Annotated in this window: 19 protein-coding genes; 6 read left to right on the forward strand and 13 right to left on the reverse strand. The window is 69.8% G+C overall.

The annotated features are described in order from the left end of the window. Positions 1 to 199: 199 nt before the first annotated feature. From F0Q34_RS00880 to radA, 4 genes are all read right to left on the reverse strand, one after another. Positions 200 to 925, reverse strand: a complete 726-nt coding sequence (locus F0Q34_RS00880) for an SDR family NAD(P)-dependent oxidoreductase (protein ID WP_241665244.1) — start codon at positions 923 to 925, stop codon at positions 200 to 202. A gap of 3 nt (positions 926 to 928) precedes the next feature. Continuing rightward, complete coding sequence (gene purF / locus F0Q34_RS00885; RefSeq protein ID WP_149810259.1) at positions 929 to 2,425, reverse strand: amidophosphoribosyltransferase; 1,497 nt, start codon at positions 2,423 to 2,425, stop codon at positions 929 to 931. 128 nt (positions 2,426 to 2,553) lie between these two features. Next, positions 2,554 to 3,114, reverse strand: a complete 561-nt coding sequence (locus F0Q34_RS00890; protein ID WP_149810260.1) for a CvpA family protein — start codon at positions 3,112 to 3,114, stop codon at positions 2,554 to 2,556. Between the two features lie 34 nt (positions 3,115 to 3,148). Next, positions 3,149 to 4,594, reverse strand: a complete 1,446-nt coding sequence (radA, locus tag F0Q34_RS00895) for a DNA repair protein RadA (RefSeq protein WP_149810261.1) — start codon at positions 4,592 to 4,594, stop codon at positions 3,149 to 3,151. A 577-nt stretch (positions 4,595 to 5,171) separates the two neighbouring features. On the opposite strand from radA, the gene F0Q34_RS00900 reads away from it, so the two are divergent. Then, positions 5,172 to 7,799, forward strand: coding sequence for an HWE histidine kinase domain-containing protein (locus F0Q34_RS00900; RefSeq protein ID WP_149810262.1), 2,628 nt, complete (start codon positions 5,172 to 5,174; stop codon positions 7,797 to 7,799). 61 nt (positions 7,800 to 7,860) lie between these two features. Here the strand turns inward: F0Q34_RS00900 and F0Q34_RS00905 are convergent, their stop codons facing one another. The 8 genes from F0Q34_RS00905 to rpsF all read right to left on the reverse strand — a co-directional run bounded on the left by F0Q34_RS00905 (position 7,861) and on the right by rpsF (position 14,555). Beyond that, positions 7,861 to 8,637, reverse strand: coding sequence for an ABC transporter ATP-binding protein (locus F0Q34_RS00905; RefSeq protein WP_149810263.1), 777 nt, complete (start codon positions 8,635 to 8,637; stop codon positions 7,861 to 7,863). After that, entirely contained in the window at positions 8,637 to 9,419 is a 783-nt protein-coding gene (locus tag F0Q34_RS00910; RefSeq protein WP_149810264.1) for an MlaE family ABC transporter permease, read from the reverse strand. The genes F0Q34_RS00905 and F0Q34_RS00910 overlap by 1 nt, the downstream gene beginning before the upstream one ends. 15 nt (positions 9,420 to 9,434) lie before the next feature. Next, a complete protein-coding gene (alr, locus tag F0Q34_RS00915) occupies positions 9,435 to 10,505 on the reverse strand; it encodes an alanine racemase (protein ID WP_149810265.1) in 1,071 nt (356 codons plus the stop codon). Continuing rightward, positions 10,495 to 12,009, reverse strand: coding sequence for a replicative DNA helicase (locus F0Q34_RS00920; protein WP_149810266.1), 1,515 nt, complete (start codon positions 12,007 to 12,009; stop codon positions 10,495 to 10,497). The genes alr and F0Q34_RS00920 overlap by 11 nt, the downstream gene beginning before the upstream one ends. 234 nt (positions 12,010 to 12,243) lie before the next feature. Continuing rightward, complete coding sequence (gene rplI, locus F0Q34_RS00925; RefSeq protein WP_149810267.1) at positions 12,244 to 12,813, reverse strand: 50S ribosomal protein L9; 570 nt, start codon at positions 12,811 to 12,813, stop codon at positions 12,244 to 12,246. 16 nt (positions 12,814 to 12,829) lie between these two features. Continuing rightward, positions 12,830 to 13,750, reverse strand: coding sequence for a DUF2232 domain-containing protein (locus tag F0Q34_RS00930; protein WP_149810268.1), 921 nt, complete (start codon positions 13,748 to 13,750; stop codon positions 12,830 to 12,832). Positions 13,751 to 13,793: 43 nt separating this feature from the next. Further along, positions 13,794 to 14,075 carry a 30S ribosomal protein S18 gene (gene rpsR / locus F0Q34_RS00935; protein WP_109516818.1) on the reverse strand — a complete coding sequence of 94 codons (282 nt, stop codon included), beginning with the start codon at positions 14,073 to 14,075 and terminating at the stop codon, positions 13,794 to 13,796. Positions 14,076 to 14,081: 6 nt separating this feature from the next. Then, positions 14,082 to 14,555, reverse strand: coding sequence for a 30S ribosomal protein S6 (gene rpsF, locus F0Q34_RS00940; protein WP_149810269.1), 474 nt, complete (start codon positions 14,553 to 14,555; stop codon positions 14,082 to 14,084). Positions 14,556 to 14,821: 266 nt separating this feature from the next. On the opposite strand from rpsF, the gene fabD reads away from it, so the two are divergent. From fabD to mltG, 5 genes are all read left to right on the forward strand, one after another. Next, a complete protein-coding gene (gene fabD / locus F0Q34_RS00945; RefSeq protein ID WP_149810270.1) occupies positions 14,822 to 15,778 on the forward strand; it encodes an ACP S-malonyltransferase in 957 nt (318 codons plus the stop codon). A gap of 25 nt (positions 15,779 to 15,803) precedes the next feature. Then, positions 15,804 to 16,541, forward strand: a complete 738-nt coding sequence (gene fabG / locus F0Q34_RS00950; protein ID WP_149810271.1) for a 3-oxoacyl-[acyl-carrier-protein] reductase — start codon at positions 15,804 to 15,806, stop codon at positions 16,539 to 16,541. A 123-nt stretch (positions 16,542 to 16,664) separates the two neighbouring features. Beyond that, positions 16,665 to 16,904, forward strand: a complete 240-nt coding sequence (locus F0Q34_RS00955) for an acyl carrier protein (RefSeq protein WP_120009070.1) — start codon at positions 16,665 to 16,667, stop codon at positions 16,902 to 16,904. A gap of 48 nt (positions 16,905 to 16,952) precedes the next feature. Next, on the forward strand, positions 16,953 to 18,236 hold the full coding sequence (gene fabF, locus F0Q34_RS00960; RefSeq protein ID WP_149810272.1) for a beta-ketoacyl-ACP synthase II: 1,284 nt from the start codon (positions 16,953 to 16,955) through the stop codon (positions 18,234 to 18,236). A 183-nt stretch (positions 18,237 to 18,419) separates the two neighbouring features. Next, a complete protein-coding gene (gene mltG / locus F0Q34_RS00965; RefSeq protein ID WP_149810273.1) occupies positions 18,420 to 19,391 on the forward strand; it encodes an endolytic transglycosylase MltG in 972 nt (323 codons plus the stop codon). Positions 19,392 to 19,409: 18 nt separating this feature from the next. On the opposite strand, the gene F0Q34_RS00970 is transcribed toward mltG, so the two are convergent. Beyond that, positions 19,410 to 20,204 (reverse strand): SDR family NAD(P)-dependent oxidoreductase, encoded by a 795-nt coding sequence (locus F0Q34_RS00970; RefSeq protein WP_241665245.1) that lies wholly within the window; start codon positions 20,202 to 20,204, stop codon positions 19,410 to 19,412. Between the last annotated feature and the right edge of the window lie 20 nt (positions 20,205 to 20,224).

The following is a 20,224-nucleotide window of genomic DNA, read 5'->3' on the forward strand; positions in this document are numbered from 1 at the left end:
CCTGTTGCAGCGCCCCGTCCGTCTCCGGCGGGGCCTTCTGGTGCTTTATGCCGTGGCAGTCACCGCGCACGCACCAGAGGACGCCCCGCCGGAGCGGTCGTCTTGGTAATGCGCTTGATAATGATGGTCGCGGACATGCCGGGTATCTGCGCCCGCGGCCGCGCCGCCGTCAAGCGGCGGCGCCCCCATTCGGCGGGCATCAGCGGCTGAACGGAACCGTTTCGCCGTTCCGGGCCTCGGCAGGCATGCAAAGGTCGGCCAGTGCCGGGGCGACCTCCTCCGGCTGGGTGACGGTGGAGGGGTCCTCGCCCGGCATGGCCTGGGCGCGCATCTTGGTGGCCACCACGCCCGGGTCGAACAGGTTCACCCGCAGCGGCGTGTTCTCCACCTCCAGGGCCCAGGTCTTCACCATGTGCTCCATGCCCGCCTTGGTGGCGCCATAGGGGCCCCAGAAGGGCTTCGGGCGCTGCACCCGGCCGGTGGTGACAAAGACGGCCCGCCCCGCGGGCGCCGCGCGCAGCGGCGGGTCGCAGGTGCGGATCAGCCGCCAGGTGGCGGTCATGTTGACGCCCACGAGCTGTGTCCAGTCGCGCGGCTGGATATGCGCGATGGGCGTCAGGCTGCCCAGCGCGCCGGCCACATGCGCCAGGATGTCGAGCCGGCCGAAGCGCTCCACCAGGGAAGGGCCGAAGCTGTCGATCTTGTCGGCTTCCTTGCCGGCCAGGTCGAAGGGCAGCAGCGTGGCGCTGCCGCCCGCCGCGCGGATGGCGTCGTCGGTTTCCTCGAGGCCGCCATGGGTGCGGGCGACCAGCACGCAATGGGCGCCGCGCCGGGCCAGTGCCACCGCCAGCGCAGCGCCGATGCCGCGGCTGGCGCCGGTGACCAGCGCAACCTGCCCCTTCAGGGGACGATCCAGTTCAGCCACGGCTTACTGCCCGTTCGCGGCGAGCAGGGCCGGCTCGCGCTCCGGATGGTCGGCCAGGTCGGTCAGCGGAATGGCGTAGTCGCCGGTGAAGCAGGCATCGCAATAGCCCGGGTTCCTGGCATCCCGGCCCGGACGGCCGAGGGCGCGATACATGCCGTCCAGCGAGATGAAGGCCAGGCTGTCGGCGCCGATGATGCGCGCCATTTCCTCGACATCGTGATTGGCGGCCAGCAGCTTGGCGCGTTCCGGCGTGTCGATGCCGTAGAAGCAGGGATGGGTGGTCGGCGGCGAGGAGATGCGCATGTGCACCTCCCGGGCGCCGGCCTGCCGCACCATCTCGACGATCTTCTTGGAGGTGGTGCCGCGCACGATGGAATCGTCCACCAGGATGACGCGCTTGCCCTCGATCATCGCCCGGTTGGCCGAGTGCTTGAGCTTCACGCCGAGGTGGCGGATCTGGTCGGTCGGCTCGATGAAGGTGCGGCCGACATAATGGTTGCGGATGATGCCCAGCTCGAACGGGATGCCAGACTCAGTGGCATAGCCCATCGCCGCCGGCACGCCGGAATCCGGCACCGGCACGATCACGTCGGCCTCGACCGGGCTTTCCTGCGCCAGCTCGGCGCCGATCCGCTTGCGCGTCTGGTAGACAGGCGTGCCCTCCACCACCGAATCCGGGCGGGCGAAGTAGACATATTCGAAGATGCAGAAGCGGCCCTGGCTGCGGCCGAAGGGCTGGATGCTGCGCAGCCCGTCATTGTTGATGATGACGACCTCGCCCGGCTCGATGTCGCGCACGAACTCGGCGCCGACGATGTCGAGGGCGCAGGTTTCGCTGGCCAGGACATAGGCGCCGTTTTCCGCGGGGCCGATGCGGCCCAGCACCAGCGGGCGGACGCCGAGCGGGTCGCGCGCGCCGATCAGCGCGCCATTGTGCAGCGCCACCAGGGAATAGGCGCCCTGCACCTGCTTCAGCGCGTCGATCAGCCGGTCCACCACGTTGGAATACAGGCTGATGGCGATGAGGTGGACGAACACCTCGGAATCGGTGGTGCTCTGGAACAGGCAGCCGCGCCGCACCAGGGTGCGCTTCAGCGTCCCCGCATTGGTGAGGTTGCCGTTATGGGCGACAGCAAGGCCGCCGAACTCGAAATCGGCATAAAGCGGCTGCACGTTGCGCAGGGCGGTCTCGCCCGTGGTGGCGTAGCGATTGTGGCCGACCGCGCAGCGGCCCTTGAGCTGCGCCATGACCTTGGCATCGCCGAAGATGTCCCCCACCAGGCCAAGACCGCGATGCTGGTGGAAGCTGCCGCGGTCATCCTCATGGCCGGACAGGGTGACGATGCCGGAAGCCTCCTGGCCACGATGCTGCAGCGCATGCAGGCCGAGCGCGGTCAGCGCCGCAGCGTCGGTCGCGTTCCAAACGCCGAAAACGCCGCATTCCTCATGGAAGCCGTCATCGTCGTGCGGATTGGTGGAGAACAGGGGCTGCATCGGCATCCTCTTTTCCGGCCACGGACCGGTCTGAACACGGTTTCGGCCAGGACCGGGTCGCACAGGCCAGATAACACAGCCGGTCCCGGGATGGGGCCGGAAAGGCGTCAGCCCCGCTCGGCGGCGGGGCTGTTTCAGCTGCGCTCCCGCGCGGGCGGGCGGAGCAGATCATCCATGACCGGCAGCCTGCCCTGCGGCAGGTCCGGAAGCCGGGGGCGATACTCCGGCGGCAGCTGCGCGACAAGCCATCCCGCGGCGCCGGCCACCACGGGCAGGCTGCGGGCATCGCGGACAGGCTCCGGCCAGCGCTCCACCGAAGGCAGCACGAGGCCGGCCAGGATATAAGCGAGCACGGCCAGAAAAGCACCCCGCGCGAGGCCGAACACCATGCCGAGCGCGCGGTCCAGACCCCCAAGCACCGAAGCCCGGACGCGGGCGGCGAACCAGGCGATCAGCAGCTTCAGCACGATCAGCGCCAGAAGGAAGCCGCCAGCCGCGGCGATCAGCTCCGCCAGCCAGGTGGGCTGGATGACGCCGGCCGCGAGGGGGCTCAGCACCGGCAAGAGGTAAAGGGCGGCGACCAGGGCGCCGATCCAGGCGCCGACGCCCAGAACCTCGCGCACCAGGCCACGGGAAAAGGCGATCAGGGCCGAAAGGGCCATCACCGCGAGGACAATGCCATCGACCCAGGTCATCGGCGCCAGCCTATAGCCAAGCCCGGGCAGCGAGTCACGCTTCCTCCGCGGCCTCCTCCTCCGGGGGCGCGTCCTTGGCCGGCTTGCGCGCCGCCGCGGCGGCGAGCGGCGCCACCAGATCGGCCAGATGGCCGATTTCCGCCAGGCGCAATCCTTCCGGCCCCTTGCCGGGAGGGCGGCCGCCGCGCGCCACGCGGCGGGGCAGGGTGGCGGCGGCGAAGCCGAGCTTGGCGGCTTCCCGCAGCCGCAGATCGGTTTGCGCCACCTGCCGGACCTCGCCCGACAGCCCGACCTCGCCGAAGAAGACGCGGTCCGGGTCGGTGGGCCGGTCGGTCGCGGCGGACACCAGCGCGGCGGCGACGGCGAGGTCGGCCGCCGGCTCGTTGATGCGCAGGCCGCCGGCGATGTTCAGGTACACGTCGTTCTGGCCGAGGCTGACGCGGCAGCGGCTTTCCAGCACCGCCATCAGCATGGCCAGCCGCCCCGAATCCCATCCCACCACCTGCCGGCGCGGCGAGCCGCCGGAGGCCGAGGGCGAAAGCAGCGCCTGGATCTCCACCAGCACCGGCCGGGTTCCCTCCATGCCGGCGAACACGGCGCTGCCGGAGATGTTGCCGCGCCGCTCGGCCAGGAACAGGGCGGAAGGGTTGGCCACCTCCATCAGCCCCTTGTCGGTCATCTCGAAGACGCCGATCTCGTCCGTGGCGCCGAAGCGGTTCTTCACCGCGCGCAGGATGCGGAACTGGTGGCCGCGATCCCCTTCGAAATACAGCGTGGCGTCCACCATGTGCTCCAGCACGCGCGGGCCGGCCAGCGTCCCCTCCTTGGTGACGTGGCCCACCAGCACCACGGCGAAGTTCCGGGTCTTGGCCAGCCGCGTCAGCTCGGCGGCGCAGGCGCGCACCTGGCTGACCGTGCCCGGCGCCGAATCGAGGCTGTCCAGCCACACCGTCTGGATCGAATCGATGATCACCAGTGTGCAGTCCTGCTCCTCCTCCAGGCTGGCCGCGATGTCGCGCAGGCTGGTGGAGGCGGCGAGGCCGAGCGGGCTGTCCGTCAGGCCGAGGCGAAGCGCCCGGAGGCGCACCTGGTCGATTGCTTCCTCGCCCGAGATGTAGAGGGTGCGCTTGCCCGCGCTGGCGATGCGCGCGGCGGCCTGCAGCAGGATGGTGGACTTGCCGATGCCGGGATCGCCGCCCACCAGCACCACGCTGCCGGGCACGAAGCCGCCGCCCAGCACCCGGTCCAGCTCCTCCAGCCCGGTGCGGGTGCGCGGGGGCGGCGCGGCGCGTCCCTTGAGCCCGACGAACTCGATGGCGCGGCCACCCCGCGACTTTCCGGCAGGGCCTGGGGCACGCGGGGCCTCCGGCTGTTCCTCGACAATGGTGTTCCATTCGCCGCAGCCATCGCAGCGGCCCTGCCAGCGGGAATGAACAGCACCGCAATTCTGGCAAACAAAGCGCGTGGAGGTTTTGGCCATGAGCCGGATTCTAGAACAAAACGCGCACGCAGGGTAGGCGACACCGTGTGGCGCGGCTGAAAGAAGGAAGGCCATCGGCCTGTCCATGCCACGGGGCCGGAAGCGTGCCACCAAGGCGCCAGCAGAACCCGAACTGCCTTCGGAAGGTCAGTCGCCTCCGCATGAGGGCAGGGAACCAGGGAAGGCCTAGCCTCCATGCTGCGGCGCAACGCGCGTCGAAGGATAGAATCAAGGCTTGGCGAACAGTGAAGCTCGCGCCATGCTTGAATCGAATGGGTGCTAATACATAGCAAGAGAAGAAGTTACATGACTGTTTTGTAATGATTTTTCAAAGGATGCTTATTCTGATACCTAAACTCTGACTTTCTCGTGATGAGAAGCCCCTTCAGTTTGAGAGCGTAAGAGGTAAGGTTCGGCGTACCTTTGGTTGTAGAGATGCAGGATTTGCACGTTTCAATTCTGGACCGTTCTCAATGGCAGATCTTGATGGCGGCGCCCTGCCGCCCTCCGGACAAGGGTACATGATGCTTGTCCTGCGCGGCGAGGCGGACCCACAAGCGCTTCTGCGGAAGCGGCCGTGATCAGCTCGGCCCGGAATGGCGTGGATGAAGGGCCGCGGCGCCGCGCCAGGGGCCTGCGCCTTTACCTGCTTGCGCTGGTAGGGGCGGTGCTGGTGCCGGCCCTGGCGGGCGGCATCGCCACGACCTGGCAGTTGTCGGAAGCGCAGCGGGAGCAGGTCGAGGAATCCCTGCGCACCTCCGCGAGCGCCATGGCCGTCGCGCTGGACCGCGAATTGGAGGCGCTGCTGGCCAGCGCCGCGGGCCTGGCGAGCTGGCCCGCCCTGCGCCGCAATGCCGCCATCGACTCGGAAATGATGGCCGATTTCTATGCCCATGCCGCCAGCGTGGCGGCAAGGTATGATGGCTGGGTGTCGGTGGCGCGCGCCGACGGGGGCCGCTTGCTGGACACGCGCCAAAGGCTGGGCAGTGATCTGCCGCCTGTCGCCGGACGGCTCTGGATCGACCAGGTCCTGACCAGCGGGCGCCCGGCGATCAGCGACATCTTTTTGCCGAATTCCGGCGAGCAGCCGCATCTCACGATTTTCGCGCCCGTCCAAAGGAACGGCGACAGGTCGGCTGGCGACCGGAATGACGGGCTGGTGGTGATGCTGGCCTTCAACTCCGTTCATCTGGCGGATGCCATGATCGGCATGCGTCCGGGCGAGATCTCGGGGCTGGTCCATGCGCTGGAAGGGCGGCTGATTGCCCGTTCCGTCGGCCGGGCGGCGGTCGGCCAGTCGGTTCCTCTTTGGGCCGCGACTGCCGTCGCCAGCGCTGAAAGCGGGCTGGTGCATGGCACCGCCTCGGACGGGCGGGAGCTGACCACGGCCTTCCAGCGGCTGGAGCGCCTGCCCTGGGCCGCCGTGGTGGGCATTCCATATGAGCGCTATGTCGCCGCCTGGCGCGCGCCGCTGACGCGCCTGTCCCTGGGGGGGCTGGCCCTCCTGCTCGCCGGGTTGATCCTGGCCCTGATCGTTTCGCGGCGCCTGCTGCAGCCGATCGGCAGTCTGGCCGCCGAAGCCGAGGCACTGGCGGCCGGCGGCCCCGCGCCGCAGCTCCACACGCCGGTCGGGGTGGCCGAGTTCGAGGCGCTGCGCCTGGGCCTGCACCGTTCCGCTGAACTGATCCGCAGCCGTGCCGTGGCGGAAGGGCGGGTGCAGGCGGCCGAGGCGGTGGCGCAGGCGCTGCGGGCCGAGCGCGACCGGGCGCGGCTGTATTTCGACGTGGCGGGGGTGGTGCTGCTGGTGCTGGGGCCGGATGGCCGGGTGCAGGGCATCAACCGGCGCGGCCTGGAGGTTCTGGGCCTGCGGCATGAGAACGAGGCGATCGGCCGCGACTGGGTGTCGGAGTTCCTGCCCCTGGCGGCCCGTCCCGCCACGCGCCTGATGTTCGAGCGGATCGCGACCGGGGGTGTCGACATGCTCCCCACGGTGCATGAAACCTCCGTCCTGCGGGCCGATGGCGAGCAGCGCCTGATCACCTGGCACAACGCCACGCTGCGCGATGCCGATGGGCGGCTGACGGTGATCGTCGCCTCGGGCGAGGATGTCACCGATTCCCGTGCCGCCGAGGAGCGGCAGGTGATGCTGATGCGGGAGGTGGATCACCGCGCCAAGAACGCCCTGGCCGTGGTGCAGTCCATCCTGCGCATGACCGAAACCCCCGACCCCGCTGATTTCGCGGCCACGGTGGAAGGCCGGGTCAGCGCCCTGGCGCGTGCTCACACGCTCCTTGCCTCCGAGAACTGGACCGGGAGCGACCTGCGCCTGCTGATCGAGGCGGAACTGGCGGGCTATGTCGGCGAAGGGCGCGTCAGCATCGGCGGCCCCAGGGTATGGCTGTCGCCGGAGGCGGTGCAGGCGGCCTCCATGGTGGCGCATGAGCTGACCACCAACGCCATCCGCCATGGGGCGCTGGCCGATCCTGGCGGCCGCGTTTCCGTGCATTGGGAGGCGACGCCGCAGCAGGGATTGCAGGTGGTCTGGACGGAACATGCCGCTCCGGGCCGGCCGGTCGCGCGTCCCGTGCGGCGCGGCTTCGGCCTGCGGATGGTGGACGCCACGGTCCGAAGCCAGTTCCGCGGGCGCATCACCTATGACTGGCAGCCGGATGGGCTGCAATGCACCATGACCATCGCCGCCGAGCGCCTGTCGCTGCGGGGGCCGATCAATGCGCAGCCCGCCCTGCCGCAGCCCGCGGCCCGCCCGGCCCTGCCACCCGCGGTGCGCCGCATCCTGCTGGCGGAAGACGAGCCGCTGGTGGCGATGGAGCTTGAGGCCCAGCTGCGCGGAATGGGCTTCACCGTGACCGGGCCGGCCGCGACGTTGCAGCAGGCGATGGATCTGGCGGCGTCCGATGGCGAGCTGCTGGCGGCGGTGCTGGATGTCAACCTGGCCGGCCAGGCGGTGTTTCCGGTGGCCGACCTGCTGGTGCGGCGTGGCGTGCCGGTGGTGTTCGCCACCGGTTACGGCAGCCTGCCCGGCGGCTGGGCGACCAGCGGTGGCCAGGGACGCACCGCGCTGCTGCGCAAGCCGCTGTCGCGCGGCGCCCTGGCAGCCGCGCTGCGCGAGCTGACCGGCCTGCCCGAAAGCGGCAGCGACGAAGCCGGCGGAACCGCCATGCTGCGGTTGCAGGAACGTGCCTGAGGGACGTGCCTGAGGAAGACGCCTGAGGCACCGGCTGCCTGGCCCGGCCGGCGGCCTGATCCTATTTCCGCAATTCCATCTGGATCGGGCCTTCGCGCTCGCCGCGGGCGAACTGATCCACCAGCGGGTTGCCGGTTTCGCCGAGCGCCGAGGCGGCGCCGGTCCAGACAATGCGCCCCTTGTGGATCATCGCCGCCTTGGTGCCGATGCGCCGGGCGCTGGCCATGTCATGGGTGATCGACACGGCTGTGGCGCCCAGGCGCTCCACCACATCGACGATCAGCCCGTCGATCACCGCGCCCATGATGGGGTCGAGGCCGGTGGTCGGCTCGTCGAAGAAGATGATGTCCGGCTCGGCGGCGATGGCGCGCGCCAGGCCCACACGCTTCTGCATGCCGCCCGACAGCTCATTGGGCGAAAGGTCGCCCACCGATGCGGCGAGGCCGACCTGGGCCAGCACCTCGGCCGCCTTGTCGCGCGCCTGGGCGCGGGTGATGCGCTTCTGCGCCAGGAGCTTGAAGCAGACATTCTCCCAGACGGGCAGGCTGTCGAACAACGCCGCGTTCTGGAACAGCATCCCGGTGCGGTCGAGCAGCGCCTCGCGGTCGCGCCGGCCCATGGCCAGCACGTTCCGGCCGTCGATCTCGATGGTGCCTGCGTCGGGCTGGATCAGCCCGAGGATGCACTTGATGGTGACCGACTTGCCGGAGCCGGAGCCGCCCAGGATCACCATCCCCTGGCCGGGCTGCACGTCCAGGTCGACGCCATCCAGCACCAGCTTGTCGCCGAAGCGCTTGGTGAGGCCGCGCAGGCGGATCTTGGGGTTGGTGGTGTGCATCAGCCGAAGAACATCGCCGTGACCACGTAGTCCAGCGCCAGGATCAGGATGGAGGAGGACACCACGGCCATGGTGGTGGCGGCGCCCACGCCCTGCGCGCCGCCCCGGCTGGTGTAGCCGCTCCAGCAGCCCATCAGCGTGATGACGAAGCCGAACACGGCGGCCTTCACCAGGCCGGAGAACACGTCCTCGAACTGGACGAAGTTGATCGTGTTGGTCAGGTAGCTGGCCGAGGAGAAGCCGAGCTGGGTGGTGCCGATCAGCCAGCCGCCCATGACGCCCAGGATATCGGCCACCACCACCAGCAGGGGCATGGCCAGCGTCCCGGCGGCCAGCCTCGGCGCCACCAGGTACTTCATCGGGTTGGTGGACAGGGTGGTCAGGGCGTCGATCTGGTCGGTGACGCGCATGGTGCCGATCTCGGCGGCGAAGGCGGCGCCGATGCGGCCGGCCACCATCAGTCCGGCCAGCACCGGCCCCAGCTCCCGCGTGATGGATAGCACCACCACGTTGGCGATCGCGCTCTCGGCGCCGAAGCGGGAAAAGCCGGAATAGGATTGCAGCGCCAGCACCATGCCGGTGAACACCGCCGTCAGCGCCACCACCGGCAGCGAGAAATAGGCGATCTCGACGAAGGCGCGGGCGAACATGCGCGGGTAGAAGGGCGGCCGCAGCAGATGCGACAGCGCTTCCGCGGCGAACAGGGTGAGGGCGCCGACCTGCCGGCAGGCCGCGAGCGCGGCCCCGCCGATCAGGGCCAGGAAAGACAGCGGATTGAGCAAATCAGTGATGCCGCATCATGCCGTGATGTAGCGCCGCGCGTAGCGGGCGCCGAGCGCCGTCAGGACTTCATAGCCGATGGTGCCCGCCAGCGCGGCCACGGCATCCGGCGTCTGCTCCGGGCCGATCAGCTCCACGCGATCGCCCACGGCGAGGTCAGGCACGTCGGTGACGTCGAGGGTGATCAGGTCCATGGATACGCGGCCCACCAGTTGCACGGTGCGGCCGGCGGCCACCGCGAGGCCCCGGCCGGACAGGGCGCGAAGGTAGCCATCGGCATAGCCGGCCGCAATGGTGGCGATCCGGCTGTCACGTTTCGCCATCCAGGTGGCGCCATAGCCCACCGTGGCGCCGGCCCGCACCTGGCGGATCTGCAGCACCGGCACGGACAGGCGGAGCACGCAGCGCATCGGGTTGGGATGCCCGGGTGTGGGGTTCAGCCCGTAAAGCGCGGCGCCAGGGCGGGCGAGGTCGGATTCGAAGGCCTCCCCGAGGAACAGACCAGAGGAATTGGCGAAGGAGCGCGGCACGCCCGGCAGCATCGCCGCCATCTCGTTGAAGCGGCGCGCCTGCACGGCATTGAGCGGATGATCCGGCTCATCGGCGCAGGCGAGGTGGGTCATGACATGGCGGAGGCCGAGGGCGGACAGGTCGCCCGCCTCGCCCAGCTCGCGCGCATCGAGGCCGAGACGCTCCATGCCGGTGTCGATGTGCAGGATGGCGCCCCTTGTGCCGGCGGCGCGATGCGCGGCGAGGTCCTGCGGCGTGTTGATCACCGGCGTCAGCCCGGCGCCGCCATCCGCCCCGGGCGGAAAGCCGCCCAGCACGGCGATCATCGGCCCCTGACTGAGGGCGCGGCGAAGGGCGATGCCTTCCGAAAGCTGCGCCACGAAGAAGTTCCAGCAACTCGCGGACGCCAGCGCCTTGGCCACCGCGGCCGCGCCGAGGCCGTAGCCATCCGCCTTCACCACGCCGGCCACGGGGCCGCTCTGATGGCGCTCGCACAAATCGTGCCAATTGGCCACCAGGGCGCCGAGGTCGATCAGCAGCTCGCCGGCACGGCCCCCTTCCACCGGATCAATAGCCATCCGCCCCTCCGCCATGGGTGATGTCGAGGTCGCCGAAGCGGGTGAACTCGGCCTCGAAGAAGAGGGGGATGGTGCCGGTGGGGCCGTGGCGCTGCTTGGCGACGATCAGGTCAGCGCGGTTATAGGCCTTCTCCATCCGGTCCCGCCAGGAGGTGTGGGCGGCCTCGAACTTCTCCATGTTGTCGAAGGCGGTCTGCTTCGGCTCCTGCATCTTCAGGTAATAATCGTCGCGATAGACGAACATGACCATGTCGGCGTCCTGCTCGATGGAGCCGGATTCGCGCAGGTCGGAAAGCTGCGGGCGCTTGTCCTCGCGGTTCTCCACCTGGCGCGACAGCTGCGACAGCGCGATCACCGGCACCGCCAGCTCCTTGGCGATGGCCTTGAGCCCCTGGGTGATCTGGCTGATCTCCTGCACCCGGTTCTCCGGCCGCGATCCGGCGGCGGGGCGCATCAGCTGAAGATAGTCCACCACGATCAGGTCGAGGCCGCGCGTGCGCTTGATGCGCCGGCAGCGTGTGCGCAGCGCCGAGATGGTGATGGCCGGCGTGTCATCGATGAAGAGCGGCAGGCGGGCCAGCTCGCGGCTGACTTCCACGAAGCGGTCGAAGTCCCGCTGCTGGATCTCGCCGCGGCGGATGCGGTCGCCGGAAACCCGCGCTTCCTCGGACAACAGGCGGGTGGCGAGCTGGTCGGCGCTCATTTCCAGCGAGAAGATGGCGCAGCCGCCCTTCGGCACGGCGCCGGGGCCGTGCTCGTCCTCGGCCGCGCGCAGCAGAGACTTGGCGGCGCCGAAGGCCACCTTCGTGGCCAGCGCCGTCTTGCCCATGCCGGGGCGCCCGGCGAGGATCACGAGGTCCGAGGGATGCAGCCCGCCGGTCTTGGCATCGAGGTCCCGCAGGCCGGAAGGCAGGCCGGACACGCCGCCGCCGCTGCTGAAGGCCTTTTCCGCCAGGGACACGGCGTCGGTCAGCGCGCGGCCGAAGGTGACGAAGCCCCCCTCGCTGCCGCCATCCTTGGCCAGGTCGAACAACGCCTGCTCGGCGGCTTCCAGCTGTTCCTTGGCGTCCAGCTCGGCCTCGGCGCCGAAGGCACGGTTCACCACCGTTTCGCCAAGATCAATCAGCTGCCGGCGCAGCCAGGCGTCATGGATGACGCGGCCATATTCACCGGCATTGATGATGCCGACCATGGCCGACAGCAGCTGCGCCAGATAAGCGGAGCCGCCGACCTCAGCCAGGGCGCCGGAATGCTCGAACTCGGCGCGCAGCGTCACCGCATCGGCGAGTTGCCCGGCCTCGATTCGGCGCTGGATGGCGGCGAAGATGCGGCCATGCACGGCATCGGCGAAATGCTCGGCGGCGAGGAATTCCGAGACCCGCTCATAGGCCTTGTTGTTGGCGAGCAGGGCGCCCAGCAGCGCCTGCTCAGCCTGGGCATTGGAAGGGGGAAGACGCTGGGAAAGGCCGAGCATCCCCTCGCCGGGGGCGGACACGCTGTTCATGCCGCCATACTAGCCCCGCCCGTCGGGCAGGGGCGAGGCTCCGCCTGTGGATAGCGGGGATGAAAGCCGGGGTGTGTCCCCCGGGCCTCATCCAGGCGGCGGAAGGTGGCCGTGTGGCCGCATCAACGGCCCCGGTCAGCGCGGCCCGGCGGTTCAGCAACGGGAAAGGGCGCCCCGAGGGACGCCCTTTCCGCATTCAGATGAAGCCCCGGGCAGGCCGGGACAGGGGAAGGATCACTCTTCCGTGGCGGCGCCCAGGTCGGACAGCTCGGCGGCCAGCTCGGCCTCCAGGCTTTCCTCCTCGGCCTGCTGCTCGGCGCGCACATCTTCGCCGCGCGCCTGCTTCTCCGCTTCCTCCGGGGAGCGGGCGACGTTCACCTGCACCGGCAGCGACACTTCCGGATGCAGCTCGACCTTCACCGTGGTGATGCCCACGGTCTTGATCGGCTGCTCCAGCAGCACCTGGCTGCGGTTGATGGTGAGGCCGGCTTCCTTGCAGGCCTCGGCGATGTCGCGGCCCGAAACGGAGCCGTACAGGCCGCCCGACTCGCCGGCGGAGCGGATCAGAACGACGGTCAGGCCGTCCATGCGCTCCGCCACGCGCTCGGCTTCCTCGCGGCGCTTCAGGTTCTGGGCTTCCAGCTGGGCGCGCTCGCGCTCGAACCGGGCCAGGTTGTCCTTGTTGGCGCGGATCGCCTTGCCCTGGGGAAGCAGGAAGTTGCGAGCGTAGCCTGGGCGGACCTTCACCAGCTCGCCCATCTGGCCGAGCTTGTCGACCCGCTGCATCAGGATGACTTCGATCATCGGTGTAACCCCGATCTCACATGTTCGCGGGCGGGTTGCGTCGCCCGTATTGTTCGAGGAGACCGAGCGCCACGAGAACCAGGGCGCCCGGCAGGCTGAAGACGAGAATCAGGACATAGAACAGGATCAGCAGCGGCAGCCGGCCGGAAAAGCTGGCCAGTCTGCGGTGCATGGCGGCCAGCCCCTGCAGCAGCAGCGGCACCGACAGCACCAGGCAGAGCGACAGCGGCAGCAGCGACTCGCTGCCCGACATCAGCCACACAAGGCCCGCCAGGCCCGGCAGCGCCGGGTACCAGCGGGGCAGGTGCGATTGGCGCCAGGCGGGAGCCGGCGCCAGGGCCAGGCGCCGGCGCTGCAGGAAGGCCTGCGCCGCGGCGCTATTGGCCACCAGCGCGATCGCCAGCCACAAGGCCAGCGCCGCCGCCTGCAGGCGGACGATCTGGGTGACCACCGCTTCCGGCGCGTCGGTTCCCATCCGTTCCAGCCCCATCGCCACGGCCGCCCGCAGCACCGCCTCCAGCCCACCGGCATCGGCGGCCAGGAAGGCGGCCAGCAGGGTCAGGGCCGCCGGCCAAACGCCGAGCGCCGCCAAGGGCAGCCCGGTGCTGATGCGCGGCGGCTGTTCCTGCAAGCCGAGGAACAGCAGCAGCAGCACGGGCACGCCATAAAGGCCGAGCCACAACAGCGCCGTCAGCCATCCAGGCTGCGCCAGCAGTAGGGCCACGGTGCCGGTGCCGACGGCGATGCCGCCAGCCAGCTTGCCGAAGCCCAGCCCCGCCATGAACAGCGGCAGGGGCGACAGCCAGAACAGGCCGAGCCCGAAGGGCAGGCCACGGAAGGCCAACAGCGCCGCCAGCGCCGAAACGAGCCCGCCCGCGACGCCCGCCAGCAGGCGAGGGTCGTTGGTCAGGCCGTTCCGGGTTTGCGCCGCCGTCACCGATCCGTGTTCCTTGAAGTCCTGAAGATCCCGTCCGCCGCGCTCAGTCGTTGATGACGTAGGGCAGCAGGGCCAGGAAGCGGGCGCGCTTGATGGCGTTGGCCAGCTCGCGCTGCTTCTTCCCCGACACGGCGGTGATCCGGGAAGGGACGATCTTGCCGCGCTCGCTCAGGAAGCGGGAAAGCAGGCGCACATCCTTGTAGTCAATCTTCGGCGCGTTCGGGCCGGAGAACGGGCAGGACTTGCGGCGGCGGTAGAACGGCCGGCGGGCGCCCACGGCGGGGCGGCGGGCGGCGATGTTCACGTCGGTGTTGGTCTCGGACATGGTGGATTACTCCTCGCCGCCGGTGGTCTCGGCCTCGTCGCGCGGACGGGCACGGTATTCTTCACGGTCGTCGCTGCGCTCGCGGCGGCCCGACGAGAAGCGGCCGGCCGGCGGGCGCGGGCCACGGAAGGAACGGTCGCGCTCGCGGTCATCGCCACGCTTGGCCAGGATCGCCGACGGCGCCTCGGCGTCGATCGCCTCGACGCGGATCGTCATGTGGCGCAGCACGTCCTCGTTCAGGCCGAGCTGACGGGCGACTTCCTGCTCGGCGGCCGGCGGGCAGTCGAGGCCGAGGAGCATGTAGTGCCCCTTGCGGTTCTTCTTGATCCGGTAGGCCAGGCCACGCAGGCCCCAGTATTCGCGCTTCTTGATCTCGCCACCGGCTTCGGTGACGACGGAGGCGATCTGGTCGGTGATGGTTTCGACCTGCGCCTGCGTCAGGTCGTTACGTGCGATGAGCACGGTCTCGTACAACGGCATGGGATCTCCCTTTGGCTGTCTCAGCCCAAGGCTCGTCCGGCCCATGCCGGGGAGCGCAAACAGGCATAGCCGGGCACGATGCCTCACGCGCCCGGCAGGGGAGCGCGGCCTTAATCATGAATCCCCCCACCATGCAAGGAAAAGCAGGCTCACGCGGACGTCAGAAATGTTGACAGGGAGGAAAGGCGCCGTTACCCCGCCGCCTTTCCATTGGAACGCCTTTGCGGCCGCGACGCGCCGCCTGCTCAGGGAAGCCAGCAGAAGCCATGCCGATCGCCTTTGTGTTCCCCGGCCAGGGCAGCCAGGCTGTCGGCATGGGCCGCGACCTTGCCGGAGCCTTCGCCCCGGCCCGCGAAGTCTTTGAGGCCGTCGACGAGACGCTGAAGCAGAACCTGTCCCGCCTGATGTTCGAGGGGCCGGCGGAGGAGCTGACGCTGACCGCCAATGCCCAGCCGGCGCTGATGGCGGTTTCGCTGGCCGTGCTGCGGGTGCTCGAGCAGGAAGGCGGCCTTGACCTGAAAACCCGCGTGGCGCTGGTTGCCGGGCATAGCCTTGGCGAATACAGCGCCCTGGCCGCCGCCCAGACCTTTGACGTCCCGACCGCGGCGCGGCTGCTGCGGCTGCGCGGCGAGGCGATGCAGAAGGCGGTGCCGGCCGGCATGGGCGCCATGGCCGCGCTTCTCGGCGCCGAGATGGACCAGGCGCGCGCGATCTGCGAGCGCGCCGCCACGGGCCCCGAGGGCGAGACCGAGGTGGTGGAAGCCGCCAACGACAATGGCGGCGGGCAGGTGGTGATTTCCGGCCATCGCGCGGCGGTGGAGCGTGCCGTGGCGCTGGCCAAGGAAGCCGGCATCAAGCGCGCCATGCTGTTGCCGGTGTCCGCGCCCTTCCATTCCGCGCTGATGGCGCCCGCCGCCGATGCCATGAGCGAGGCCCTGGCGCTGGCCGAGCTGCGCCCGCCCCTGGTGCCCGTGGTGGCCAACGTGTCCGCCGCCAAGGCCACCGATCCGGCGGAGATCCGCGAGTTGCTGGTGCAGCAGGTGACCGGCACGGTGCGCTGGCGCGAATGCGTCGGCACCATGCTGGAGCTGGGCTGCGACCGCTTCGTGGAGATCGGCTCGGGCAAGGTGCTGAGCGGCCTGATGAAGCGGCTAGCGCCGGATGCGCAGGCGCAGTCGGTCGGCACGCCGGCCGACATCGAAGCCTTCCTGAAATCCCTCTGAACATCCTTTGAGCGGAGCCCGCCCCATGTTCGCACTGGACGGCAAGGTCGCCCTGGTTACCGGCGCCACGGGCGGCATCGGCGCCGAGATCGCCCGCGTGCTGCATCGCCAGGGCGCCAGGGTGGCGCTGTCCGGCACGCGGCGCGAGGTGCTGGAGGCGCTGGCCGGGGAGCTGGGGGACGGCGCGCTGGTGGCGCCGGCCAACCTGTCCGACCCCGCGGCCCCGCAGGCGCTGGTGGATCAGGTGGAGGCGGGACTCGGCCGGCTCGACATCCTGGTCAACAATGCCGGCTTCACCCGCGACGGCCTCGCCATGCGGATGAGCGACAAGGATTTCAGCGACGTGATCGAGGTCGACCTCGCCGCGCCGTTCCGCCTGGCGCGCGCCGCCATGCGCGGCATGATGAAGCGCCGGGCGGGGCGGATCATCTCGATCGCCTCCATTGTCGGCACCACCGGCAATCCGGGGCAGGCGAATTACGCCGCGGCCAAGGCCGGGCTGGTCGGCATGAGCAAGTCCCTGGCGCAGGAGCTGGCGTCCCGCGGGATCACGGTGAACGTGGTGGCGCCGGGCTTCATCGAGACGCCGATGACCGATGCGCTGAACGAGGCGCAGAAGGCCCGGCTGATGGAACGCATCCCCCTGGGGCGGATGGGCTCGCCGGCCGACATCGCCGCCGCCGTCGCCTACCTGTCCTCCGAGGAGGCGGGGTGGGTCACCGGCGCAACACTTCACGTCAATGGCGGAATGGCCATGACCTGAAACGGCTGGCCGGGGTTCTCTGTTCCCCGGATGGCTTCCATGTTAATGGCCGCGCTGGCCGAGGGCGGGGATGGTCTCCACCCGGAAGCGCGGCAATGTCTGCAAGCAGGAGAGACTCGGTCGATGAGCGATACCGCCGAGAAGGTGAAGAAGATCGTTGTCGAGCACCTCGGTGTCGAGGAAGCCAAGGTCACGTCCGAGGCGTCCTTCATTGACGACCTGGGTGCGGACAGCCTCGACACCGTGGAACTGGTGATGGCCTTCGAGGAAGCGTTCGGCGTGGAAATCCCGGACGATGCCGCGGAAAAGATCACGACCGTCAAGGACGCGATCGACTACATCGAGGCGCAGAAGGCCGCCTGAAGGCCTTCCTGGCGCCGCCGAGCCATTGAAGAATCAGGGGGTAGACGCGTGTTCGGATCTCTGACGACGCCGCGCCGCGTCGTCGTCACCGGGATGGGCATCGCTTGCCCGCTCGGCGTCGGCGTCGCGAATGTGTGGCAGCGGATGCTGGCCAGCGAGAGCGGCATCGGACCGATCAATCTGTTCGATGCCAAGGACCTGCCGGCGCGTATCGCCGGCGAGGTGCCGACCGGCCCGAAGGCCGAGGGGAAGCTCGATCTCAACGAGTGGATCCCGGTCAAGGACCAGAAGAAGATGGACCGCTTCATCCAGCTCGCCATGGTGGCGGCGACGGAAGCGGTCGAGGATTCCGGCTGGGTTCCGGAGTCGGAGGATGATCGCAACGCCACTGGCGTGATGATCGGCTCCGGCATCGGTGGCCTGCCGACGATCTCCGAGAACGCGCAGCTGGTCGGAGCGGGCAAGGCGCGGCGGTTGTCGCCCTTCTTCATCCCCTCGGCGCTGATCAACCTGGCTTCCGGCCATGTTTCCATCAAATACGGCTTCAAGGGCCCGAACCATTCGGTGGTCACGGCCTGCGCCACCGGCGTGCACGCGCTGGGCGACGCGGCGCGGCTGATCGCCCTGGGCGATGCCGACGTCATGGTCGCGGGCGGCACCGAGGCCGCGATCTCCGACATCGGCATGGCCGGCTTCTGCGCCGCGCGTGCCCTGTCCACCGGCTTCAATGACCGTCCGCAGGAAGCTTCCCGGCCCTGGGACAAGGAGCGCGACGGCTTCGTCATGGGCGAAGGCGCCGGCATCATGGTGCTGGAGGAACTGGAACACGCGAAGAAGCGTGGTGCCAAGATTTATGCCGAGATCATCGGCTATGGCATGTCCGGCGACGCCTACCATATCACCGCCCCGGCCGAGAACCATGACGGCGCCTACCGCGCCATGAAGGCTGCCTTCAAGAACTCCGGCGTCACTCCGGATCAGGTCCAGTATGTCAACGCGCACGGCACCTCGACGCCGATGGGCGATGACCTGGAGCTGGAAGCGGTGGAGAAGATGTTTGGCGAGTTCGGCAAGCAGCTCGCCATGTCGTCCACCAAGTCGGCGATCGGCCATCTGCTCGGCGCCGCCGGGGCGGTGGAGGGCGTGTTCTCCATCCTGGCGATCCGCGACCGTGTGGCCCCGCCGACGCTGAACCTGCACGAGCCTTCCCGGGAAAGCGTGATCGACCGGGTGGCGCTGCAACCGCAGGAGCGGCCGATCGAGGTGGCGCTGTCCAACAGCTTCGGCTTCGGCGGCACCAACGCCTCGATCCTATTCCGCCGGGCGCCCTGAAGGGGCGGGCCGGCGCGGTCCGGCCGCGTGCCGTGACCTGACCGCCGGCCGGCTCCGGCGAATCTGACTTCGGGCGGGGGGCGGCAGAACGCCCCTCCCACCCCATCTTGGCGACGGCCATGCCCTGTTGTGGCCGGCCTGCAAGGATGGGGCGCTGCGCCGCCCTGCAAAGGACGAGGCGACATGCGCAAATTCCTTCTGGGAGTGTTGGTGGTTCTGGTGCTGGCTGGCGGCGGTGCCGCGTGGTTCGCCCGGGAAGCCTGGCTCAGCCCCGGTCCTTTGCAGGCCGACACGGCCATCGTCATACCACGCGGCAGCGGCGCCCAGGCGATCGGCACCCTGTTGGCCGAACGGGGTGCCATCCGCGACCCCCGCATCTTCGCAGCAGCCGTCTGGGCGACGCGCGATGATGGCCCGCTGCGTGCCGGCGAGTATCTGTTTCCCGCCCGCGCCTCGCTGGAAGCCGTGCTGGATGTGCTGCGCAAGGCGCGCCCGGTGCAGCGCCGCGTCACCCTGCCGGAAGGGCTGACGGCCCGGCAGATGGCGGCCATCCTGCAACAGGCCGAGGGCCTGACGGGCGACATCCCGGCCGTGGGCGAGGGCACGCTGCTGCCGGAAACCTACAGCTTCTCCCATGGTGATTCCCGCGCTGGCCTGGTGCGCCGCGCCGAGGCCGCCATGCATGCGGCGCTGGAGCGGCTCTGGGCGGAGCGTGCCCCGAACCTGCCCCTGGACACCCCGCGCGAGGCGCTGATCCTGGCTTCCATCGTGGAGCGGGAAACCGGGCAGAAGGAGGAGCGGCCCCGCGTCGCGGCGGTTTTCATCAACCGGCTGCGCCAGGGCATGCCGCTGCAATCGGATCCCACCGTGGCCTATGCCGCCGCCGATGGCGGCGTGCTGGACCGGCCGCTGAGCCGCGCCGACCTGGAGCGTGACCATCCTTTCAACACCTACCGCAACCGCGGCCTGCCGCCGGGGCCGATCGCCAGCCCTGGCATGGAGGCGCTGCGCGCGGTGCTGAAGCCGATGCAAACGGATGAACTGTATTTCGTTGCCGATGGCACCGGCGGCCATGCTTTTGCCCGGACCTTGCAGGAACATAATCGCAATGTGGCGAAGTGGCGGGCGATCGAGCGGCAGCGCGGCGCCCGGTAAGGTCCGGCTGCCAGCCGTTCAGGGCGCCGTTATCGGCTTGGCCGGCAGCCGCGCCGCCACCGCCGCCCGCAGCCCGAGCGGCACCATCCCGGCGATCCGCGCCATGGCATAGGTCGGCCAGGGATAGGCGATGCGCGTGCGCCCGGCGCGCAGGCCGGCCAGGGTGCGGCGCGCCGCGTCCTCCGGCTCCAGCATGAAGGGCATGGGGAAGCCGTTCACCGCCGTCATCGGTGTGCGGACATAGCCGGGGCAGACGGCATGGATACGCAGGCCGCGGGCCCGTTCCGTGGCATCCGTGGCTTCCGCCCAGCGCTGCACGGCGGATTTGCTGGCGCAATAGGCGGCTGCCCCCGGCGCCGCGACAAAGGCCGCGACCGAGGCGATCACCGCCATCCTGCCGCGCACCCCATCCGGCCCGGCGGGCTGCGCGGCCATCCGGTCCAGCGCCGGCAAGGCGGTGTTCAGCACGCCCGAGACGTTGGTGTCGAAGATCGCCCGCACCTGCGCCGCCGGCTCCGACATGCCGCCCGTGCCGCCGGAGATGCCGGCATTAGCCACCAGCAGGTCCAGCCGTTCCATGCCGCCGATCCAGTTGGCGCAGGCGGCGCCATCCCGCACATCCAGAACAACTTCCCGCACCACGGCGCCCCGGGCCCGGCAGGCGGCAGCGGATTCTCCGAGTCGTCCAGGATTGCGGGCAGCGAGGTGCAGCGTGGCGCCCGGCCGGGCGCAGGCCAGCGCCAGGGCCCGCCCCAGGCCGGAGGAGGCCCCGGTGATGGCAACAACATTCCAGGGCGGAACCGCGTCGGTCATGGCTTGCATCCTGCGCCAGG

The organism is Teichococcus oryzae (genome assembly GCF_008386565.1).
GTDB lineage: Bacteria > Pseudomonadota > Alphaproteobacteria > Acetobacterales > Acetobacteraceae > Pseudoroseomonas > Pseudoroseomonas oryzae.